20 protein-coding genes and 1 riboswitch are annotated in these 20,054 nt (G+C 71.8%); of the genes, 10 read left to right on the top strand and 10 right to left on the bottom strand.

Annotated elements, in window-relative coordinates; all coding sequences use genetic code 11:
- The first annotated feature begins 42 nt into the window (after positions 1-42).
- The 4 genes from OO63_RS20960 (at position 43) to OO63_RS20975 (ending at position 3,260) form a co-directional block, all read left to right on the top strand.
- Positions 43-804, top strand: coding sequence for a class I SAM-dependent methyltransferase (locus tag OO63_RS20960; RefSeq protein WP_030360774.1), 762 nt, complete (start codon positions 43-45; stop codon positions 802-804).
- A gap of 12 nt (positions 805-816) precedes the next feature.
- A complete protein-coding gene (locus OO63_RS20965) occupies positions 817-1,374 on the top strand; it encodes an IS630 family transposase (RefSeq protein ID WP_428835930.1) in 558 nt (185 codons plus the stop codon).
- A gap of 120 nt (positions 1,375-1,494) precedes the next feature.
- Complete coding sequence (locus OO63_RS43650; RefSeq protein ID WP_078619257.1) at positions 1,495-2,856, top strand: pre-toxin TG domain-containing protein; 1,362 nt, start codon at positions 1,495-1,497, stop codon at positions 2,854-2,856.
- Entirely contained in the window at positions 2,853-3,260 is a 408-nt protein-coding gene (locus OO63_RS20975; protein ID WP_199819525.1) for an SCO4402 family protein, read from the top strand. The genes OO63_RS43650 and OO63_RS20975 overlap by 4 nt, the downstream gene beginning before the upstream one ends.
- Here OO63_RS20975 and OO63_RS43655 read toward each other — a convergent pair.
- Together OO63_RS43655 and OO63_RS20980 are read right to left on the bottom strand one after the other, a co-directional pair.
- Positions 3,203-3,640: a helix-turn-helix domain-containing protein gene (locus tag OO63_RS43655; protein ID WP_078619258.1), complete on the bottom strand. Its 438-nt coding sequence runs from the start codon at positions 3,638-3,640 to the stop codon at positions 3,203-3,205. The genes OO63_RS20975 and OO63_RS43655 overlap by 58 nt on opposite strands.
- A gap of 51 nt (positions 3,641-3,691) precedes the next feature.
- The gene (locus OO63_RS20980; RefSeq protein ID WP_030360778.1) at positions 3,692-4,666 is read right to left on the bottom strand and encodes a helix-turn-helix transcriptional regulator; all 975 of its coding nucleotides are present in this window, start codon (positions 4,664-4,666) and stop codon (positions 3,692-3,694) included.
- A gap of 169 nt (positions 4,667-4,835) precedes the next feature.
- On the opposite strand from OO63_RS20980, the gene OO63_RS20985 reads away from it, so the two are divergent.
- On the top strand, positions 4,836-5,231 hold the full coding sequence (locus OO63_RS20985; RefSeq protein WP_030360779.1) for a RidA family protein: 396 nt from the start codon (positions 4,836-4,838) through the stop codon (positions 5,229-5,231).
- A gap of 41 nt (positions 5,232-5,272) precedes the next feature.
- Here OO63_RS20985 and OO63_RS20990 read toward each other — a convergent pair whose 3' ends face one another.
- Positions 5,273-5,758, bottom strand: coding sequence for a carboxymuconolactone decarboxylase family protein (locus OO63_RS20990; protein ID WP_030360780.1), 486 nt, complete (start codon positions 5,756-5,758; stop codon positions 5,273-5,275).
- A gap of 231 nt (positions 5,759-5,989) precedes the next feature.
- Between OO63_RS20990 and OO63_RS20995 the strand changes: the two genes are divergently transcribed.
- Positions 5,990-6,967 (top strand): RNA polymerase sigma-70 factor, encoded by a 978-nt coding sequence (locus tag OO63_RS20995; protein ID WP_078619259.1) that lies wholly within the window; start codon positions 5,990-5,992, stop codon positions 6,965-6,967.
- 96 nt (positions 6,968-7,063) lie between these two features.
- Here OO63_RS20995 and OO63_RS21000 read toward each other — a convergent pair whose 3' ends face one another.
- Positions 7,064-7,963, bottom strand: a complete 900-nt coding sequence (locus tag OO63_RS21000; RefSeq protein ID WP_106983444.1) for an SAM-dependent methyltransferase — start codon at positions 7,961-7,963, stop codon at positions 7,064-7,066.
- A gap of 183 nt (positions 7,964-8,146) precedes the next feature.
- On the opposite strand from OO63_RS21000, the gene OO63_RS21005 reads away from it, so the two are divergent.
- Positions 8,147-8,701, top strand: coding sequence for a mycothiol transferase (locus OO63_RS21005; protein ID WP_030360783.1), 555 nt, complete (start codon positions 8,147-8,149; stop codon positions 8,699-8,701).
- Between the two features lie 31 nt (positions 8,702-8,732).
- On the opposite strand, the gene OO63_RS21010 is transcribed toward OO63_RS21005, so the two are convergent.
- Both OO63_RS21010 and OO63_RS21015 read right to left on the bottom strand, forming a co-directional pair.
- The gene (locus OO63_RS21010; protein WP_030360784.1) at positions 8,733-9,065 is read right to left on the bottom strand and encodes a hypothetical protein; all 333 of its coding nucleotides are present in this window, start codon (positions 9,063-9,065) and stop codon (positions 8,733-8,735) included.
- A gap of 165 nt (positions 9,066-9,230) precedes the next feature.
- Positions 9,231-9,950: a Crp/Fnr family transcriptional regulator gene (locus OO63_RS21015; RefSeq protein ID WP_078619260.1), complete on the bottom strand. Its 720-nt coding sequence runs from the start codon at positions 9,948-9,950 to the stop codon at positions 9,231-9,233.
- A gap of 23 nt (positions 9,951-9,973) precedes the next feature.
- On the opposite strand from OO63_RS21015, the gene OO63_RS21020 reads away from it, so the two are divergent.
- Positions 9,974-10,252, top strand: a complete 279-nt coding sequence (locus OO63_RS21020; RefSeq protein ID WP_030360786.1) for a YciI family protein — start codon at positions 9,974-9,976, stop codon at positions 10,250-10,252.
- A 56-nt stretch (positions 10,253-10,308) separates the two neighbouring features.
- Here the strand turns inward: OO63_RS21020 and OO63_RS21025 are convergent, their stop codons facing one another.
- Positions 10,309-11,718: a condensation domain-containing protein gene (locus OO63_RS21025; RefSeq protein ID WP_030360787.1), complete on the bottom strand. Its 1,410-nt coding sequence runs from the start codon at positions 11,716-11,718 to the stop codon at positions 10,309-10,311.
- Between the two features lie 390 nt (positions 11,719-12,108).
- Here OO63_RS21025 and OO63_RS21030 point away from each other — a divergent pair, with 390 nt between their 5' ends.
- Complete coding sequence (locus OO63_RS21030) at positions 12,109-12,459, top strand: hypothetical protein (RefSeq protein ID WP_030360788.1); 351 nt, start codon at positions 12,109-12,111, stop codon at positions 12,457-12,459.
- A 77-nt stretch (positions 12,460-12,536) separates the two neighbouring features.
- Here OO63_RS21030 and OO63_RS21035 read toward each other — a convergent pair whose 3' ends face one another.
- Positions 12,537-13,235 (bottom strand): NAD(P)H oxidoreductase, encoded by a 699-nt coding sequence (locus OO63_RS21035; RefSeq protein WP_078619261.1) that lies wholly within the window; start codon positions 13,233-13,235, stop codon positions 12,537-12,539.
- Positions 13,235-14,254 (bottom strand): NADP-dependent oxidoreductase, encoded by a 1,020-nt coding sequence (locus OO63_RS21040; RefSeq protein WP_030360790.1) that lies wholly within the window; start codon positions 14,252-14,254, stop codon positions 13,235-13,237. Before OO63_RS21040 ends, OO63_RS21035 begins: the two co-directional genes overlap by 1 nt.
- Positions 14,255-14,641: 387 nt before the next feature.
- Here OO63_RS21040 and OO63_RS46855 point away from each other — a divergent pair, with 387 nt between their 5' ends.
- Positions 14,642-18,463, top strand: coding sequence for an AfsR/SARP family transcriptional regulator (locus tag OO63_RS46855; RefSeq protein ID WP_051811041.1), 3,822 nt, complete (start codon positions 14,642-14,644; stop codon positions 18,461-18,463).
- 68 nt (positions 18,464-18,531) lie between these two features.
- On the opposite strand, the gene rocD is transcribed toward OO63_RS46855, so the two are convergent.
- Positions 18,532-19,734, bottom strand: coding sequence for an ornithine--oxo-acid transaminase (gene rocD, locus OO63_RS21055; protein ID WP_030360792.1), 1,203 nt, complete (start codon positions 19,732-19,734; stop codon positions 18,532-18,534).
- A 194-nt stretch (positions 19,735-19,928) separates the two neighbouring features.
- A riboswitch (ZMP/ZTP riboswitch) is annotated at positions 19,929-20,019 on the top strand.
- Positions 20,020-20,054: the final 35 nt, after the last annotated feature.

Here is a 20,054-nt window from a genome sequence, read left to right on the forward strand (position 1 = left end):
GAGCGTGAGCCGGTTTGCTGCGGGGAGGCGATGATGAGGGTCATGACCGCCGGACCTCGCGCCCAGTCGTTCGATGTAGCCGCGGCTCAGTACGCGGTCAATCGGCCTTCTTACCCATCCGCGCTCTTCGACTGCGTCGAGGAGTTCGCAGGCTGTCGCCTGACGGGTGCCCGGGTCGCCGACGTCGGCGCGGGCACCGGAATCGCCAGCGTGCTGCTGCGGGAGCGGGGTGCCGATGTGATCGCTGTCGAGCCGGGTGAGGCCATGGCCGGTGCGCTCCACCAGGCGCTCCCTGGCGTGCCGATCGTGAGGGGTGACGGGAACGCTCTGCCGCTGGCCGAAGCTTCCTGCGACCTCATCACGTATGCGCAGTCCTGGCAGTGGATCGACCCCGGCCGGTCCGTCCCGGAGGCGATGCGTGTCCTGCGGGCGGGCGGTGCGCTGGCGATCTGGTGGAACACCACGGCCTTCGACGTGCCGTGGCTCCGTGAGCAGCACCAGCGCATCGCGCACCACTGCGGGGTGAAGCCGAGGTCTGCGGTGCGCCCTTCGGACAGCGATGCCATCCGGCTGGCGGGCCTGACGGGTCTACGGGTTACGCGCCGTCAACTGCGCTGGAGTCGCACCGTCTCTCTGGACATGCATCTCGCCAACATCGGCAGCCGCTCGGCATTCCTCGTGCTGGAAGAGGCCGACCGTCATGCGTTTCTCGTCGATGAGCGTGAGCGGCTGGGCAAGTCCTTTCCTGGCGGGGAGGTGGAAGAGACCTACGTGGTTGATCTTCTGGTGGCGCTCCGCGCCTGACGTTGTGCTGCAATGGGGCGGCGCGGTCATGCTGCCGAGACGAGTGGTCGGCCGCCCCAGCGGATACCTTTCGACTTCAGCGCAGCGAGCGTGTTCGCGGCGCCCTTCCTGCGGCGGAGCGGGAACCGGTTCTCGATGAACGCGATGTCGGCGATCAGCACCAAGGGCCGGATGCACTTCATGGTCTTCACCGAGTCCTTCACCGCCGAGGTGATGTGCCGCTTCCTGGAACGGCTCGCCGGCCACTTCGACCGCAAGGTGCATCTCGTGGTCGACGGGCACTCCGCGCATCGCTCGAAGAAGGTCAGGGACTGGCTCGCTGCCCATCCCGACGATGTCGAGCTGCACTTCCTGCCGCCGTACTCGCCCGAGCTGAACCCCGACGAGCTGGCCAATGCCGACCTCAAGCACAGTCTGCCCAAGCAGCACCGGGCCCGAGATCAGGACGAACTCGCCGCCGAGACCCGCCGCTTCTTCCGCCGACGGCAGCGCCAGCCGCACATCGTCCGCGGCTACTTCGGTGGCCCACACGTCCGCTACGCCCAGGACGAGAACCCCATGAGTTTCTGATCAATAGGTCATATAGGATCAATCGGGCGCGCCGGGGGAGGGCTGGGTAAGCGCGCGCATTCCCTGCGCAGTTGCGAGGTCCTTCTGCTCGGCGTACCTACAGACGAGAAGAAGGCACGTATGACGCATCCATGGAAGCTCAAGGCGACGTCCCTCGCGCTCGCCGCGGCTCTTGCCTGCACTGGTGGAACGGCGGCGGCGGCTGAAGTTTCGGCAGCCAAGAAGAAGCCGCTGACCAAGTGCGATAACACCCCTCTCTCGGAGAGGATTTCCTGCCTGTCGAAAATGGGCCGGGTGAGCGTCTATGCGATCCCTACTCTCCTCATCATCGGCCACGCCATGGCTGAAGAGGACAGGGGTGCCAGCGACAAGGCCGTCAGCGCCGACATAAAGAAGCACGTAGGCCAGTACGTGGAGACCCTGAAGGTCATCACCGCCATTGAGGAAAGCTCGCCGACGGCCAAGGCCGAGATTAAGCGCCTCAGAGTCAAGGCCGACAAGCAGTTCACGGATCTCCTTCTCGGTGTCGAGGACTCCGGCAAGAAGGCGTGGGCACTCGGCAAGGCCGTCTACTACGGAACCCTTGCGGTCAGCCGCTTCGCTGACTTCATCTCCGACCCTGGGCTTCACAAGGACCTTGAGGACATCAACAAGGGCTTCAACAAGATGAGCGGCGCGCTCGACAAGATGAACAAGGGCGTCGATCAGATCAATCGAGGCCTCAAGAAGATGAACAAGGGCATCGACAAGGCGAACTCCGGCCTAACCGAAACCAACAAGGGGATCACCGAGGCAAACAAAGCCATGGGTGACCTCAGGAAGGTGATCCCTGAATTCGTCAAGGCCGCCGAGGGTCTCAACAAGATCACTGACCGCGTTCACATCGACTTCCCCATCACCCTGAAGGGTATCGTTTCCGGTAAATCGCCACTGGAGAACGCTAACGTTCGCGCCGGCCTCTCGACCCTCCTGGACCTGGTGCCCGGGATCGGTGACGGGAAGGGGATCCTCGAGGGCATCACCGGCAAGGATAAAATCACCGGAAAGGGCCTCAGTGGAACGGACCGCGTTCTCGGGTCCGTGGTGCTCCTGCGCTGGATGAAGGCAGGCAAGAAGGTCATCACAGCGGAGGACCTGACCAAGGCCATGAAGGCCGAAAAGGCGACAGGGAAGGTTGACGGATGGCTCCCCAAGTCAGCCTATGACAAGATCCCGGCTTCCCTTAAAGAGTTCGAGACGCTCAACAAGAAGGGGGTCGGATACCGATGGAACGACGGAAAGGGCAACGGGGTTCGAATCGACAAGGGTGAAGCGAGCAACCCTCAGAAGTACCAGCAGGTCGATCACGTCGTGGTCAACTCCGGCGGGAAGATAATCGGGCGCGACGGCAAAGCAATCGGCGGCTCGATCAAGGATAACCCCCGTGCCGCGCACATTCCCGTGAGCGAATGGGTCAAGTGGAAGGCCTGGAACAAGCCGTGACCGCAAGGAAAGTCGTGAAACTCCCCGAGATGCGCGCCGAAGTAGTCAGCGCGGTCCAGGCCCTCGCCTCCCCCGAGCACCAGCAAAGGGTGTGGATCGACCGCACGTACCCACATCCGGACTACTACGATGACCTCACCCTTAACGTGCACATCCTGTACGACGACACAACCGTCCTCGCGTCACCTGAGGCAGCCCTCGGGAACACGCTGGCCTCCGAGCAAGAGGTGCGCGCCATGCAGGAGTTGGCCCACGCACTTGACGCTGCTCTGGACGACGCAGGCGCTGATGCACCAGACGCGGAGTACCTCCGGTCCCCTCTGTGGCCCCAGGTCGTGACGGCGGCTCAGGCCGCCCTCGCTGCCCTCGGAGAGCCTGAGCTGCGCAACGGTCCGTCGGCCTGAGCACCCTGATCGCCACACGGGCAGGACGCGAGGAGTTCGCCTCGCCCGCCCGCGGTCGTGTACTGAACGGCTGAGGTACGCGCTGGTGGGCCGTACGGACCCTTCCGTGCGGCCCACCAGCTGCGCGCGTCTTCGTTCACAATTCTGGTGGCGAGGGCTCCCCGAACACCGACCCGGTTGAAGCGGTGCAGCCAGCACCGCACTGTCTTGGGACTACACCCCAACACCGCGGCGATCACTGGCACCCGCTGCCCAGACCAACTCAACTGCACCATCCGGGCCCGGACCCCCAGATCAACCGGGGCCTTCCGAGCCCCGACCAGCCGATTCACGAACTTCCGCTCCGTTCCATCGCGGCTGGGCCGCGCCCACGACACCATCGCCAGACACCCGCCAACAGCACTTTTACCCAAGGAGGCAGGAACGCAGCATTAGCCGCTCTCGTAGCGGGTCGCGAGGGCCGCCGCCCGCTCGCGCAAGGACGTGCGCAGCCACGCCGGGGCCAGCGCCTCCGCGCTGGTGGCGAGCTGCCACAGGGCCCATACGGCGTGCCGGGCGTCCTGGAAGGTGGCTTCGAGCCGCAGCCACCCGTCCGTATCGGACTCCTCGGCGTGGACGGCCAGCGCGGTGGCGACCAGGTCCTCCCGGCGTGCCGGGTCGAGGCGTACGAGGACGGTGACCTGGTCGTCGCCGCCGGTACGGAACCGGGTGCCGCGCTCCTGCCAGGCGCGCTCCAGGTCGACGCGGTCGGCGCGCTCGGCCGGTTCGGGAAGCTCCTCGGCGGCGCGGACGCGGGACAGCCGGTAGGTGCGGTCGGCGCCGGAGCGGGTGGCCAGCAGGTAGCCCTGGTCGCGGACGGTGACCAGGCCGACCGGGTCGACGGTGCGCCAGCGGGGCGGCTGGTCCGTGGCCGCGTAATGGATGCGCAGCTTGTGGCCGGAGAGCACCGCGCGGCGGACCTCGGCCATGACGGCGTCGGGGATCTCCTCCGTGGTCACGCGGCGCGAGAGGAGGTCGGTCTCCGGGTCGATGAGCAGGCGCTCGGCGACATCGGCGGCGGTGTCCCGCTGGCTCTCGGGCAGGGCGTCGACCACCTTGAGCATGGCGGCGGCCAGGGCCGAGCCGAGGCCGAAGACCTGCGCGCCGCGCCGGGACCCGGCGACCAGGAGGGCGAGGGCCTCGTCGTGGTTCAGGCCCGTCAGCTCCGTCTGGAAACCGGGCAGGAGGGCGAAGCCGCCGTGCCGCCCGCGCTCGGCGTAGACGGGCACGCCCGCCGCCGACAGCGCCTCGATGTCGCGGAGCACCGTGCGCGTGGACACCTCCAGCTCGCGGGCCAGCGTCGCGGCGGAGAGGCGGCCGCGCTGACGCAGCAGCAGGACCAGGGAAACCAGCCGGTCGGCGCGCATGCGGGGACCCTAACGGATCACCTGTCGGAGCACGGGGCGGATCATGTGTCGGATCACGTGTCCGATCACGTACGGAATACGTGACCAAGGGTGTCGTGATTGGGGCGGCAGGCTCTTCAGCAGGAAGTCGGACCCGACGAATGGAGCTGATGAGGCCATGGCTACGGCAATGGAGCGCACCGCGATCAACCCGGTCACGTGGTCGGTGGACATGGGGTTCAACCAAGGCGAGGTCGTCTCCGGGCACACCCGCACCCTGTACATCTCGGGACAGACCGCGATGAGCGACGACGGCAAGCCCCAGCACGACGGCGACATGGCGGCGCAGTTGGCGCTGGCCCTCGACAACCTGGAGGCCGTCCTCGCCGAGGCCGACATGACCCTGGCGAACCTGATCCGCCTCAACGTCCACACGACCGACGTCGACCTGCTCTTCCAGCACTACGGCATCCTCGCGGCCCGCCTCGGCGCGGCCCGCGTCGCGCCGACCACCACGATGCTCGGCGTGACGCGACTGGCGATCCCCACGCTGCTCGTCGAGCTGGAGGGGACCGCCGTCGCGTGACGCCCAGACGCGCGCGTGCGGCCCAGAGGCGCGCGTGCCGCTCAGACGGCGATGGTGGCGAGATCGCCGGGTACGTAGGCGCCGCCCTGGTTGTTGAGGATCACGCCGAGCCGGTTGGTCGCGTTGATCATCGCGATCAGGGAGACCAGCGCGATGGCCTGGTCGTCGTCGTAGTGCTCGCGCACCCGCGCCCACGTCTCGTCGGAGACGCCCTCGTAGCCGTCGGCGATGCGGGTGCCCTCCTCGGTGAGGGCCAGGGCGGCCCGCTCCGCGTCGGTGAACACCGTGGCGTGGCGCCAGGCGGCGACCAGGTTCAGCCGGGTCGCGGCCTCACCGGCGGCCGCGGCGTCCTTGGCGTGGATGTCGACGCAGAAGCCGCAGCCGTTGATCTGGCTGGCGCGCAGCTGCACCAACTCCTGGGTCGGCCTGGGCAGCGGCGACTCCTGGATCACCTGGCTCACAGCGAAGATCCGCTTGCCGATCTTGGCGCCGATCTCGTGGGCGAACAGGTTCATACGGGGTTCCATCACAACGTCCTCGCTCGTGGAGTCGGGTGCCGCGCGGATCGTCCACGCGGCGTCCGGGCGCTCGTCCGGCGTCCTGACGCTCATGAGGCGCCGGTCGCCGCGCTGCTGTGACAGGTCGGTGGTGTGACGAGGGCCACGGGGGTGTCCTTGTCACAAGAAGGCGGGGAGCGGCGTCTTGTGCGCGACGGGGACACGCGACAGGGACACAGGACGCGACAGGCGGGAGCCACGATGGGCGAGCACACCGAGCGGGTCACCGGCGGGACGGGGCACGGCTCCCGCTCCGGCGTGACGGGACACAGCCCCCGCTCCGGCGTGACGGTACACAGCCCCCGCTCCGGCGGGACGGACGCCGCCACCGAGGCGTTCGTCGCCCATCGCAATCTGCTCTTCACCGTCGCCTACGAGATGCTCGGCTCCGCCGCCGACGCCGAGGACGTCCTCCAGGAGACCTGGCTGCGCTGGGCGGACGTCGACCACGCCACGGTGCGGGACCCGCGCGCCTTCCTGGTCCGCGTCACCACACGCCAGGCCCTGACCCGGCTGCGCACCCTGCGTCGCCGCAAGGAGTCCTACGTCGGCCCCTGGCTGCCCGAACCCCTCCTCACCGCGCCCGATGTCGCCGACGACGTCGAGCTGGCCGACAGCGTCTCCATGGCGATGCTGCTCGTCCTGGAGACGCTCACGCCGACCGAGCGGGCCGTGTTCGTCCTGCGCGACGTCTTCGACCTCGGGTACGACGAGATCGCGCAGGCGGTCGACAAGACCCCCGCCGCGGTCCGGCAGATCGCCCACCGCGCACGGAACCACGTCGCGGCGCGCCGACCCCGCGCGGCCGTCTCCCCGGCCCAGACGCGCAGCGCGCTCGCGGCCTTCCAACAGGCCGTCGAGACGGGGGACCTGCGGCGCCTGCTCGACATGATCGCGCCGGACGTCGTGCTCCTGACCGATGGCGGCGGAGTCGTCCGGGCCGCGCTGGAACCCGTCGTGGGCGCCCGGGCGGTGGTCGACGTGTTGAGCAGGCTCGCGTCAGCGGACTTCCTTCCGGCCCAGGTCAACGGCCAACCTGCACTGATCCTGCGCGCCGGTGGCGAGCCCGACACCGTCCTCGCGGTCCGCGTCGAGGACGGCCTCATCACCGGGCTCTACGCCGTCCGCAACCCCGAGAAGCTGTCACGCGTCGACCAGGAGACCGCGGTGGCCCGTTGATCCCCGGACGGCCCGGCACCGGACGGCCCGGCAACGGGTCTCGGGTTGCGGGTTGCGGGTTGCGGGTCGCGGGTCTCAGGTTTCAGGTCTCGGGTCTCAGGCCCGGCGGCCGTGGAAGATGCCCCAGCGCAGGCGGTTCGCGCTGGTGGCGTCGACCCACAGGGGCAGGTTGGCGAGGAGGCCGTCGACGTACGCGGGGCTGATGGCGGCGCGCAGGTCGGCCTCGCGGGCGCGGGTGTCGGCGGTCAGGCGGACGTAGTGCCGGGCGATGTGGGGGGTGTGGTCGTCGAAGTCGACAGGGGCCAGGCCCAGTTCGGCGAGCTGGTCCAAGTAGAACGTGGGGGTGGCGAGGGCGTCCACGCCGAGGCGCGAGACGACCGGGCGCAGGGCCTCGGCGGGGGTGTCGTCGGCGGCCATGATGTCGGTGAACGCGAGGGCGCCGCCGGGCTTCAGGACACGGGCGGCCTCGCTGAGGACGCGGGACCTGTCGCCGCTGTGGCAGAACGCCTCCAGGGAGCACACGGCGTCGAAGTGCCCTTCCCCGTACGGCACTTCGTGGAAGGAGCCGGTGACGACCTCGATGAGGTGGTCGAGGCCCCGCTTGGCGTTGGCCGCGCGGTGGCGCTCGTTCTGCGCTTCGCTGAGGTTGAGGGCGACGACGTCGCAGCCGAAGCGGTCGGCCAGGTAGCGGGCCGTGCCGCCGTAGCCGGAGCCGAGGTCGAGGACCGTCCGGCCGGGGGAGAGACGGCCCGCGAGCCGGTCGGCCAGGCGCTCGACGGTGCGGCGCGAGGCGTCGGCGACGGGCTCCGCGTCGTACTCGTAGATGCCGGTGTGGATGTCCTCGCCGCCCCAGACGATGTCGTAGAAGCGGTCGACGTCGGTGGATTCGTAGTAGGTGCGGGTGGCGTCCTCGTTGCCGGCCAGAGTGGTCTCGGTCCCGGTCAGGGTGGTCTCGTTCTCGGTCAGGGTGGCGTTCTCGGTCTGCTTCTCGTTCATGGGCGCTGTCCCCTCGGTGCTCGCCGTGCCGTCGTGCCGTCGTGCCGACGGCTCCGCAAGCGTGGGTGGCCCGGCCGGAGATGATCAAGAGTGCCTGATCGGCCAACGGGCAAGGCGCCCGCGTAAACAAGACGCCCGCGTAAACCAGTGGCGGGCCCGCGCCCCGCCGCCGACCATGGCCGCATGAGCGACCAACTCGCACGCTGGACCGAGGCGACCGTCTACCCCGACATGTGGGCGGATCCGGACAACGACCCGCGCGACAGCGACGGACCCAGCCCGGACGGCGAGCTGCCGACCCTGCTCGACTTCCTCTCCGGCTACCGCATGACGCTGCGCATGAAGTGCGAGGGCCTGGACCCCGAGCAGCTGGCCCGCCGCTCCGTCCCGCCCTCGACGATGTCCCTGCTCGGCCTCGTCCGGCATCTCGCCGAGGTCGAGCTGGACTGGCGCGGCTGGATCGAGGGCGAGTCCCTGCCGAAGCTGTACGGCAGGAAGGACGCGGACTTCGAGGGCGCCGTCGCCGACCAGGCCGTGGTCGACGCCGCGTACGCCGACCTGGCGCGCGAACAGGCCGCGACGGACGCCGCCCTCGCCGCCCACCCGGACCTGGGGGAGCGGCTGAAGAACGGCTCCTCGGTCCGGGAGTTGATGGTGCACCGGATCGAGGAGTACGCGCGGCACTGCGGGCACGCGGATCTGCTGCGGGAGTGCGTCGACGGTCGGGTGGGGCAGTAGCCCTCCTGGCCGGGTCGGCCCCCTTGGCGGCCTAGCCGAACTGCACGCTGTGCGGGATCGGCGCGCCGAAGCTCTTGCTCTGCCCGGGAAGCAGCGTGCCCGCGGGCTCCTCGCAGCCCTGGTCGAAGTGCAGCGTGGCCTTGGTGTCCGTCTGGTTCGATGCGCTGTCCGCGCCCTGGAGGAGCAGGTAGCACTCGCCGTTGTCCGGGTCCTCCATCTCCAGGTCGCCCGACTCCGGCGAGTGGTAGAAGAACGTGCCGTTGGCGGCGTACGCCGTGCTGGTCGGCAGGGCGGTGAAGAGGGCGAGGGCGGCGCCGAGGGCGAGGGCCGCGCGGGCGGTTTTCGAGGTGTACGTGGTCTTCATGAACGTCAACGGTTCCTGACGGGGGCGGGTGACGACAGGGAGTGCGGGGGCGTGTCGGGGGTGTGTCCCGCCGGTGCCGCGCCCCGCACGCTCCGCCGTACGACCGAGCCGCACACGCCCGCCGCACACGCCCGCCGCACACGCCCGCCGCACGCGGGCGACGCGCTACCGGACGCCCGCCCCGGCCTCGTGCACGCGGAGTTCCAGCAACTCCGGGGCGAGGACGGTCACGGCGTGCCGCCGTACGTCGATCAGGCCGTCGCGCCGCAGCCGGGACAGGGCGCGGTTCACGGTCACGCGGGTCACGCCGAGCAGTTCGGCGAGGGCCTGCTGGGTGCCGCCGGGCAGGGGCACGGGGCCGCCGCCGGGCAGCGCGGCCGCCCGCTCCAGGAGCCAGACCGCGACCCGTGCCCCGGCGGGCAGCGTGGCCGTGCGGGCCAGGCGCTCCTGCTTCTCGCGGGCGCTCCCCGCGAGCACCCGCAGCACATGGCGGCGCACCGACGACTCGTCGTCGACCAGGGCCAGGAACGGCTCCCGGGGCAGACTCCGCACGACGCAGGGCGTGAGCGCGGTGAGCGTGGCCGTGTGCCCGCCGCCGTCGATCACGGCGATCTTGTCGAGGGCGCAGGGCGCCGCCCACTCCCCGAAGCGCACCACCCGGCCCGAACCGGTCGTGGCCGTGGCTGCGACGCGGCCGTCGAGGAGGAGCAGCAGCCGCGCGGCCGGGTCGCCCTCGTGCCGCAGGACCTGCCCCGCCGCTACCGCCTTCGGCACGGACGCCCGCCACAGGTCCCGCAGGACGTCGTCCGGGAGGGCCCCGAGCAGCGGAACATCGCCCAACGAGCGCCACCGCCCGCGTGTATCAGCCGATACAGACCTGGTCACAGCGCGACCGTACCGTCCCCCGCATGCTGATCCTCGAACTCGCCTTCACCGCCGACGCCACCCCGGAACGGCTCGCGGCCCGCCCCGCCCACCGGCAGCGCCTGACCCGACTGCACGCCGAGGGCCGCCTGGTGGCCGCCGGACCCTTCGCGGACGACTCGGGCGCGGTCCTGATCTTCGACGTCGACCGGCCGGGACTGGAGGAGATCATGGCCGCCGACCCGTACTACGGCACTCCGGGCGTACGCGTCCATGGCGTCCGGGAGTGGACGCCGCTCGTGGGGCCCGCGCGCGGCGCGTGAGACCGGCCCGGAGCGGACGCGCGGATCACCCGGCCTCGCCGGAGCGGGCGCGCGGGTCACCCGCCTCCCGGGGCGGCGCCGGGCACCGCCACGCGCGCCGTCGCCGCGACGCGCTCCCGCACCCCCTCCACGTACCGCCGCATGTTCTTGTGCGCCGTCTCGGTGTCGGGGTGGCGGGCGGAGAAGTGCAGGCCGTCGTGGAAGCGGGCCACCCACGCGCAGACCTTGTCGCCGTAGGAGACCCGGACCAGGCCGTGGGCCCGCATGTCCGGCCAGCGTTCCGAGCCGGGCACGGACCGGGTGTCGACGAACGACACGATCGAGTACAGGTCCGGGGACGTCGGCCGGAAGTCGGCGCCGAGTTGGCGCAGGACGCGGGCGATGGGGACGCGGGACAGCGGCCTGGTGCGGCGCAGCTCGTCGCGGACCAGGCGCAGCGCGCCGTCGAAGTCGGGCACGTCGGCGAGCGGGATCTCGATGGGCGCCCCGCCCACGTACCAGCCCAGGGACTCCTGCCACCGCGACTTCACCCGGGTGTGGAACGGTACGACCGCGCGGTACACGGGCTGCCCGCCCATCTCGTGCAGGACGAGCGCGGTGGCGGCCAGGACGCCGACGAGGCTGCCTCCGTAGGGGCGGCAGTACGCCTCGAAGGCCGCCGCGCCGGCGTCGTCGGCGAGCGGGGCGCACAGCAACTTCTGCGTGGGCAGCTGGCCTTGGGGGTCAAGGCCCAGGTCGACGGGGAAGTTCGGCAGCGTACCGCCGCACCTGGCGATGAACTCGCGCCAGCGGGCGACGACTTCGTGCGTGTCGTCGACCTGGTCGGCGTCGGCGCGCTCGACGGCGCAGAAGTCGACGTAGCTGGCGACCGGCGGGGCCGGGTCGGGGCGGCCCTCGCGGGCGGCCTCGTACAGGTCGTGGATCTCGGCGGGCAGGCGGTACAGCGAGTACGCGTCCACGTTGCTGTGGTCGAACGCGGCGTACACGCTCGCGCCGTCCTCCCTGAGCACCGCCGCGTAGATGAAGTTGGGCCAGGACAGGGCGTTCGCGGCGGTGTCGAAGCGGTCTTCCAGGTAGCGGGTGAGGGTGGTGGCGTCGGTGAAGGTCCCGGAGTCCTCGCGGTGCAGGGCGACGTCGTCGGCGGTGAGTGTGAAGCGGCGCAGTTCGCCGTCGTCCCAGCGCAGGCCGCTGCGCAGCGTCTCGTGCCGCACGGTCCAGGCCGCGAGGGCCCGTTGCAGGGCCTCGACGTCGACGGGCCCGGCGAGGTCGAAGGCCGCGCCCAGCCACGTCGGCACGAACAGGCCGTCGTCCCGCACCGAACGGGCCGTGCGCACATGGGACTCCTGGACGTAGGCGGGCGGCCGGGAGTCCTCCGGCAGCCCGGCCGCCGCCTCGACGGCCCTCGGGTGCAGCGTCCACTCCACGACCCGCCCCGGGCGGATCTCGCAGCGCTGGATGTCGGTCATACGCACGGGGGCTCTCCGTTCCCGGCATGGAGCGATGTCCCGGCCTGGATCGTTGGTTCCGGCCTGGATCGTTGGTTCCGGCCTGGATCGTTGGTTCCAGCCTGGATCGTTGGTTCCGGCATGCCCGGTGAGGCATCCTCCGGGCGCGGCCGGTGCGGCCGCAACCGCGCCTCTCGCGCCACATTGGCCACTTCCGTGCGGTGGTGCCGGACGCCTCTTCACGCGGGGTGCCGGACGCGCCTCACGCGGAGTGCGCGGCGCGGGCGCTCGCTCGTCCGGGTGAGGTGTATGTGTCCGTGCATATGCGGACAAGGGGGTGGGCAACGACAGCCTCGTTGCGCATCTGCGCTCCGCTTCTCCGAAGCCTCTGAACCCCCCGAAAGGACCTCCATGCGTTTCCGCACCGCCCTGGCCGCCGCCGCGGGTGCACTGACCCTGATCGTCACGCTGCCGACGTCGGCAGCCGCTGCCGAGGGGCAGTTCCAGTACACGTACGTCGGTGTGGACGGCAGTCCGCGGCTCGGCTTCATCGACGACCCGGACAGCGGGGAGTGCCACACGTTGCCGGAGGTGGCGGACCCGGGCTCCAGCTCGCCCGCCCACTCGCCGCGCAACAGGACGGACGAAAGGGCCCGGGTCTTCACGGAGCCGGACTGCACGGGTGACTCCTTCGTCCTGCGGCCGCACACCGGCTACGGCAGCGAGCGCCTGAAGCTCCGGTCCGTCGTGTTCTTCTCCTGACGGCTGGTTCCCGGCGCTGAAGCGCCGTCCAGAGCCCCGCCCCCGCCCCACCCGGGCGCGGGCGGGGCTTCGCGCACTCACCCGCCGTGCCGCGGCAGCAGCTCGTCCAGCGCCGAGTCCAGCGTCTTGAACGCCCCCTCGCCCGCGCTCAGCGACTCGTACACGTACCGGACCGCGACCCGCTCCGGCGCCATCCCGCAGAACTCGGAGACGCCCTTGCCGAGCGTCAGCGTCACCGCGTCCGCGAAGCCGAGCTCCGCGAACCGGGCCTCGTCGTAGCTGACGAGGCCGAGCCACAGCATCCGCGTCCCGGCGAGGAGCTGCTGCCGGTTCCCGTACGCGAAACCGTGGTTCCACACCCGGTCGATCCAGCCCTTGAGCAGGGCGGGCAGGCCGAACCACCAGAGCGGGAAGACGACCACGATCGCGTCCGCCGCCGCCACGCGCCGCATGTGCGCGTGGACCTCCGGCGAGTACTCCTTGTCCGGGTCGTCCCAGTCGGGCTCGTCGGCGGGGGTCATCCGGGGGTCGAACCCCTCGGCGACGAGGTCGAGGAGGTCGACGGTGTGGCCCTCGGCGGTGAGGCGTTCCTGGGCGCGGCGGACGAGGTGGGCGGTGAGGGAGTCGGGGCGGGGGTGGCCGGTGACGAGGAGGACGTGGGACTGGGGGGCCGCCGAGGTGGGGTCGGCCTGCGGCGCGGCTGCCTGCGGCGCGGTTGCCTGCGGCGTCTCGGGCTGTGGGGCCTCTGCCTGCGGCGCCTCGGGCTGCGTCGCCATCACTTGGCCTCCCCGTCCAGACGGACCAGCATCTTGCCGGTGTTGGCGCCGCGCAGCACGCCGAGGAAGGCCTCCGGCGCCTGCTCGATGCCGTCGACGACGGTCTCCTCCGTGCGCAGGGTGCCGTCGGCGAGCATCCCCGCCGCCTTCCCGATCCACTCCGGGAACAGGTCCAGGTGGCTGGTGACCAGCATGCCGCGCAGGGTCGCCTCCTGCTTGGCGGCGTGGAAGAGGTTGTCCGGGCCCGGAGCGGGCGTCGTGTCGTTGTACGTGCTGATGGCGCCGACCAGCGCGACACGGGCCTGCGGGCGGAGGGCGCCGATCGCGGCCTGGAGGTGGTCGCCGCCCACGTTGTCGAGGTAGACGTCGACGCCGTCGGGCGCCGCCTCGGCGAGCTGCCCGGCCAGGTCGCCCTGGCGGTAGTCGATCGCCGCGTCGTACCCGAACGTGTCGAGCAGCTTCTTCGTCTTCGCCGGACCGCCCGCCGACCCGATCACCCGGGACGCGCCGAGCGCACGGGCCACCTGCCCGGCGACACTGCCCACGGCCCCGGCGGCGGCCGACACGAACACGACGTCCCCCTCCTTGACGGGCGCGGTCCGGGTCAGCGCCGCGTACGCGGTGAGCCCCGTGGTCCCGAGCGGGCCCAGGTAGGCGGACGCCGGGGCGATCCCCGTGTCGACCACCGTCACGGCGGCGGCGTCCAGGACGGCGTACTCGCGCCATCCGGCGAAGTGCGAGACGGTCGCCCCGACCGGCACGTCCGGGGCACCCGAGGCGACGACCACACCGACCGCCCCGCCCTCCAGCGGCGCCCCCAGCTCGAACGGCGGGATGTACGAGGGCACGTCGTCCATCCGGCCCCGCATGTACGGGTCGACCGACATCCACGTGTTTCGGACCAGGATCTGGCCTGCGGCCGGGGTGTCGGGGAGGACGGTGGTGGCGAGGGCGAAGTCGCTCGGGACGGGCTCACCGGTGGGTCGGGCGGCGAGACGGATTTCGCGGGACTGCGGCATGGGGGGGGCTCTCCTTGTCTGGTTCCGGGTTCCGGGTTCGGGGCTCGGGGTTTCCGGGTTCGGGGTTCGGGTGTCCGGGTTTCTGTGTTTCCGCTGGGTCGCGGTGACAAGGAAGAGGTTGGCCGGGGGCGCGCACGGAACGCTGATGGTTCACGCACGGGGGCGGTTCTCTGCGTCCGGGGCGAGGCCATCTCAGCCAGTCATGGGGCCCCCTTGAGGACGAGGCCAATTCAGCCCGTCCGGCGTTTGAGGACGAGGCCGGAGGCCGATGAGGGGGAGAGGGGCGAAGCCCCATGAGGACGGGCGGGGGCCCGGGGGCGGCAGCCCCCGGTTTCGGGAAAGGGGTGGGCCTGGGGCGCGCCGCGAGGCCCCACATACGGTGGCCCCATGCGATTCGAGGTGCTGGGCCCACTGGTGGTGCGCGCAGGCGACGGGACGCCGATCCCCGTCCCGGAGGCGAAGGTCCGCACACTCCTGGCCGCACTCCTCGTACGCGGAGGCCGCCCCGCCCTTCCGGACACACTGATCGACGAACTATGGGGCGAGCGCCCCCCGTCCAACCCGGCCAACTCCCTCCAGACCAAGGTCTCCCAACTCCGCCGAGCCCTGGCGGCTGCCGGACCGGGCGGCCGCGAACTCGTGGCCCACGGCCCGTCGGGCTACCGCCTGGCCGTGGCGGAGGGGGCGACGGACGCGGACCGGTTCGTCGAGCTGACCTCGCGGGCGTACGGAGACGGGCGTGCGGGCGCCGAGAGACGGACGGGCGCCGACGGGCAGGTGGGCGCCGACAGGCAGGTGGGCGCCGCCGGACAAGCCGACGCCGACGCCACGGACCCCCGTACCAAAGCGTCCCTCCTGACCGCCGCCCTGGAACTCTGGAAAGGCCCCGCCTACGCCGACTTCCGCGACGCCGAATTCGCGCGGGCGGCAGCCACCCGCCTGGAGGAGCAACGCCTCACCGCCACGGAAACCCTCGCCGAACTCCGCCTCGACCTCGGCGAACACACCCTCCTCGCCGACGACCTCACCGACCTCGTCGCCCGCGAACCCCTGCGCGAACGCCTCCGCGCGGCCCACATGCGCGCCCTCTACCGCGCAGGCCGCCCCACCGAGGCCCTGGACGCCTACCACGACCTGCGCCACCGCCTGGCCGACGACCTGGGCATCGACCCGGGCCCCGACATCACCGCCCTGCACGCGGCGATCCTTCGCCAGGACCCGTCCCTCGCACCCCCGTCCTCGCTCCCGTCCGCGCCGCAGCCCACGCCCCGCCCCCAGCCCTCCGCACCCCCGGCCCAGCCCCGCACCAACCTGCCCGCCCACATCACCGACCTCATCGGCCGCGACGCCGAGGTGTCCCGCGTACGCGACCTGGTCCGCTCCACGCGTCTGGTGACCCTGACGGGCCCCGGCGGAGTCGGCAAGACCCGCCTGGCCCTGGAGGCGGCCCGCACGCTCCTCGCCGACCACGCCGACGAACTCCCCGACGGCGCCTGGCTGGTGGAACTCGCGGGAACGAAGGGGAGTGTGGCCGAGACGGTGGCGGCGGCACTGGGAATCCGCGAGGACGCCTCGGCCCACGCGGCGTCCGAGGCCGAGGGTGTTTCAGCCCGTCGTGGGGGCCCCTCCCTGCTCCTTAAGAGCTTGGGGGAGTTTGAGGACGAGGCCGAAGGCCGATCAACGCAAGCCGTCCCACGGAAAGGCAACCCCCTGGCCCAAGCGCTGGCGCAACGCCAAGCCCTGCTCGTCCTCGACAACTGCGAACACCTCCTCGACCCCGTCGCCGACCTGGTCACCCACCTCCTCCGCACCGCCCCGCACCTGCGCATCCTCACCACCAGTCAGGAACCCCTGGCCCTGACCGCCGAAATCCTGGAACCCGTGGCCCCGCTCCCCGAGGACGAGGCCCTGCGCCTCTTCACGGAACGAGCCCGGGCCACCACCCCCGACTTCACCCTGAACGACGACAACCGCGAGGCGGCGGCCCTCATCTGCCGCCGCCTGGACGGCATCCCCCTGGCCGTCGAACTGGCCGCGACCCGCGTCCGCACCCTCGGCGTGCACGCCCTCGCCGACCGCCTGCACGACCGCTTCCGCCTCCTCAACCAGGTCCGCCGCGACGCCCCCGCCCGCCAGCGCACCCTGCGCGCGATGATCGACTGGAGCTGGGAACTCCTCACCGCCCCGGAACGCCTGGCCCTGCGCCGACTCGCCGTGTTCTCCGGCGGCTTCACCCTGGAGAGCGCGGAGGCCGTACTCGGCGAAGAGGTGGCCTCCCGGGACTCGGCAGCCTTCCGGGACTCGGTGGCCTCCCGGGACTCGGACGGCACCGCCTGGGCCGACTCCGGTGGTCTGGGCGTCCTCGCCCTGCCCGACACCGGGGACACGGGCACCACCGCCCAGGCCGACGCCCCGGCCACCACCTCCGTCCTCGACCTGGTGACCCGCCTCGCCGACCGCTCCCTCCTCGCCCCCGCGGGCCCCGCCCCCGACGGCACCCTCCGCCACCGCATGCTGGAGTCCGTCACCGCCTACAGCCTCGAACGCCTCGCGGAGGCAGGCGAGTCGGCCGACCTGCGCCACCGCCACGCCCTCCACTACGCCGACCTCGCCGAACGCGCCGCCCCCGCCCTCACGGGCCCCGACCAGCGCCGCTGGCTGCGCCGCCTGGACGCCGAGACGGTCAACCTCCGCGCCGCCCTCGACTGGTCCACCACCCGCCCCGACCCCGCCCTCACCCTCCGCCTGGCCAACTCCCTGACCTGGTACTGGTTCCTGCGCGGCCGCCTCAGCGAGGCCCAACGCTGGCTCCGCCTTGCCCTGCGCCAGCACCCGGAGCACAGCCCGCACCCTGAGCGCGCCCGGAACGGAGGCGGGGCCCGGCAAGGGGACGGGGCCCCGCACAGCGACGACACCCGGCACAGCGACGGGACCCGGTACGGGGGTGGTACCTGGCACGGGGGTGGGACTCCGCTCAGCGACGACACCCGGCACGGGGACGGGACCCGGCACGGGGATGGCACCCGGCACGGGGATGGCACCCGCCACGGGGACGGCACCCCGCACGACGACCGCACCCCGTACAGAAGCGGCGCCCGAGCCACCGCCTCCGCCGCCCTCGGCGCCTTCAGCCTCCTCACCGGCGAGGAGACCTGCGCGTACGGCGCGGACTGCGACCCCGGGGGAGCCGCACCCGAGGGCGGCGGGCCCGCGCATGGCGCCACCCCCCGGTCCCGCTGGCTGCTCGCCTTCGCCCGCTGCGGCTTCGAGCGCACCGAGCAGGAGGCGGCCCGCGTCGACGCGCTGCTCGACGAGTTCCGCGCCGCGGGCGACCGCTGGGGCGAGGCCGCCACCCTCAGCGTCCGCGCCACCCGCGCCGTGTACTCCGGCGACCTGCCCGCCCTGCGTGCCGACGCCACCCGCAGCGCCGCCCTCTTCGCGGAACTCGGTGACCGCTGGGGGCAGTTGCAGTCCTCCGAACAGCTCGGCATCCTCGCCGAGATCGCCGCCGACTACGACGAGGCCGCCCGCCTCCAGCACGAGGGCATGGCCATCGCCGAAGAGCTGGAACTCTGGATCGACGTCTCCTTCCGCCTGTCCCGCCTCGGCCGCCTCGCCCTCCTCACCGGCGACGACACCCGCGCCACCGCGTACCACGAACGGGCCGCCCGCATCGCCGTCCGCCAGTCCCACCGGCCCGCGCAGCAGTTCGCCGAGGTGGGCCTGGCCCTCGGCGCCCGCCGCCGCGGGGACCTCGACACCGCCGAACACCACCTGCTGCGCTGGCTCGACTTCAACCGCCGCTTCGGCGTCGACTCCGGCAACGCGCTGATCCTCGCCCAGCTCGGCTACGTCGCCGAGCAGCGCGGCGACGCCCCGCGCGCCGAGGCCCTGCACCGCGAGGGCCTGGACGTCGCCCGCGGCACCGGCGACAACCGGGCCGTGGCCCTCGCCCTCGAAGGCCTCGCGGGCGCCCGCTCCCTGGCCGGCGACCACCTCCACGCCGCCGCCCTCCTCGGCGAGGCCGCCGCCCTCCGCGCCGCCGAGAACTCCCCACTGCCCCCGGCCGAACACACCGACGTCGACCGCGCCGCCGCCCGCGCCCGCACGGCCCTCGACCCGACGGCCTTCGAGACGGCGTACAAGACGGCGTACGAGGCGACGTACGAGACCGCGTACGAGAAGAGCACCACAGGGGCCGCCAGATAGCCCCCGTCCCCGGGGAGCCCGGGGCTGAGGTGGGGGTCTCCGCACCCGAGCCCCCACCCGCCCCCGAACTACCCGAGCACCGCCCGCAACTGATCAAGACCCCAGTCCAGATCCTCCTTGCTGATCACCAGCGGCGGCGCGATCCGGATCGTCGAACCGTGCGTGTCCTTCACCAGGACCCCGAGGTCCATCAGCTTCTCGGAGATCTCCCGGCCCGTGCCGTGCGCCGGGTCGATGTCGACGCCCGCCCACAGGCCGCGCCCGCGCACCTGCGTGACCTTGCCGGAGCCCACGAGGAGGCGCAGCTCGGCGTGCAGATGGTCGCCCAGCTCCGTCGCCCGCTGCTGGAACTCGCCGGTGTTCAGCATCGCGACGACCTCCAGGGCCACCGCGCACGCCAGCGGGTTCCCGCCGAACGTCGACCCGTGCTCACCCGGCCGGAACACCCCGAGCACGTCCGCGTCCGCCACCACCGCCGACACCGGCACCACCCCGCCGCCGAGCGCCTTGCCGAGGACGTACATGTCCGGCACCACGCCCTCGTGGTCGCACGCGAACGTCCGGCCCGTCCTGCCGAGCCCCGACTGGATCTCGTCCGCGATGAACAGGATGTTGTAGTCGCTGGTCAGCTCCCTGACGCCGGGGAGATAACCGGGCGGCGGCACCAGGACCCCCGCCTCGCCCTGGATCGGCTCGATGAGCACCGCCACCGTGTCGTCCGTGACCGCCTCGCGCAGCGCGTCCAGATCGCCGTACGGCACGATGTCGAAACCCGGCGTGTACGGGCCGTAGTCCGCGCGGGCCTCCGGGTCCGTGGAGAAGCTGACGATCGTCGTCGTACGGCCGTGGAAGTTGTCGCTCGCCACCACGATCCTGGCCCGGCCGTCCGGCACCCCCTTGATCCGGTATCCCCACTTCCGGGCCGTCTTCACCGCCGTCTCCACGGCCTCCGCGCCCGTGTTCATCGGCAGCACCATCTCCTTGCCGCACAGCTCGGCCAGGCGCGTGCAGAACTCCGCGAACCGGTCGTGGTGGAACGCCCGCGACGTCAGCGTCACCCGCTCGAGCTGCTCCTTGGCCGCCTCGATCAGGCGGCGGTTGCCGTGCCCGAAGTTCAGCGCCGAGTACCCGGCGAGCATGTCCAGATAGCGACGGCCCTCCACGTCCGTCATCCACGCGCCCTCCGCCGAGGCGACCACGAGGGGCAGCGGGTGGTAGTTGTGCGCACTGTGCGCTTCGGCCGAGGCGATGAGGTCTTCCGTAGCAGTCACGGGGGCTCCGTTTCTCGCGTGCGCACGTCGTTGTGCGCTTTCTTCCGGCTGTTCACGGCGCGGTGCGCGTTCTTCCGGTACGGGACAGGACCTGACAGGACAGGTACGTGTCCTGTCCTATCGTCGCTCGCATCCTCGACGAAGGGCATGGACGAAGGACCACGACACAGTGGAGTGCCCGATAGGCTGGTTTTTCACAGCACGGCGACTGGCGCACAGGGAAACGACCCTGGGGAAGCCGTGCGAGGCAACCCCTTCGAGGTGCCGCCCGCCTGGGCACCCCGGGACCACGACCGGACATCTCACCGCTCGCCCCGGAG

It is taken from the genome of Streptomyces alboflavus (assembly GCF_000716675.1).
In the GTDB taxonomy this organism is placed as follows: Bacteria; Actinomycetota; Actinomycetes; order Streptomycetales; family Streptomycetaceae; genus Streptomyces; species Streptomyces alboflavus.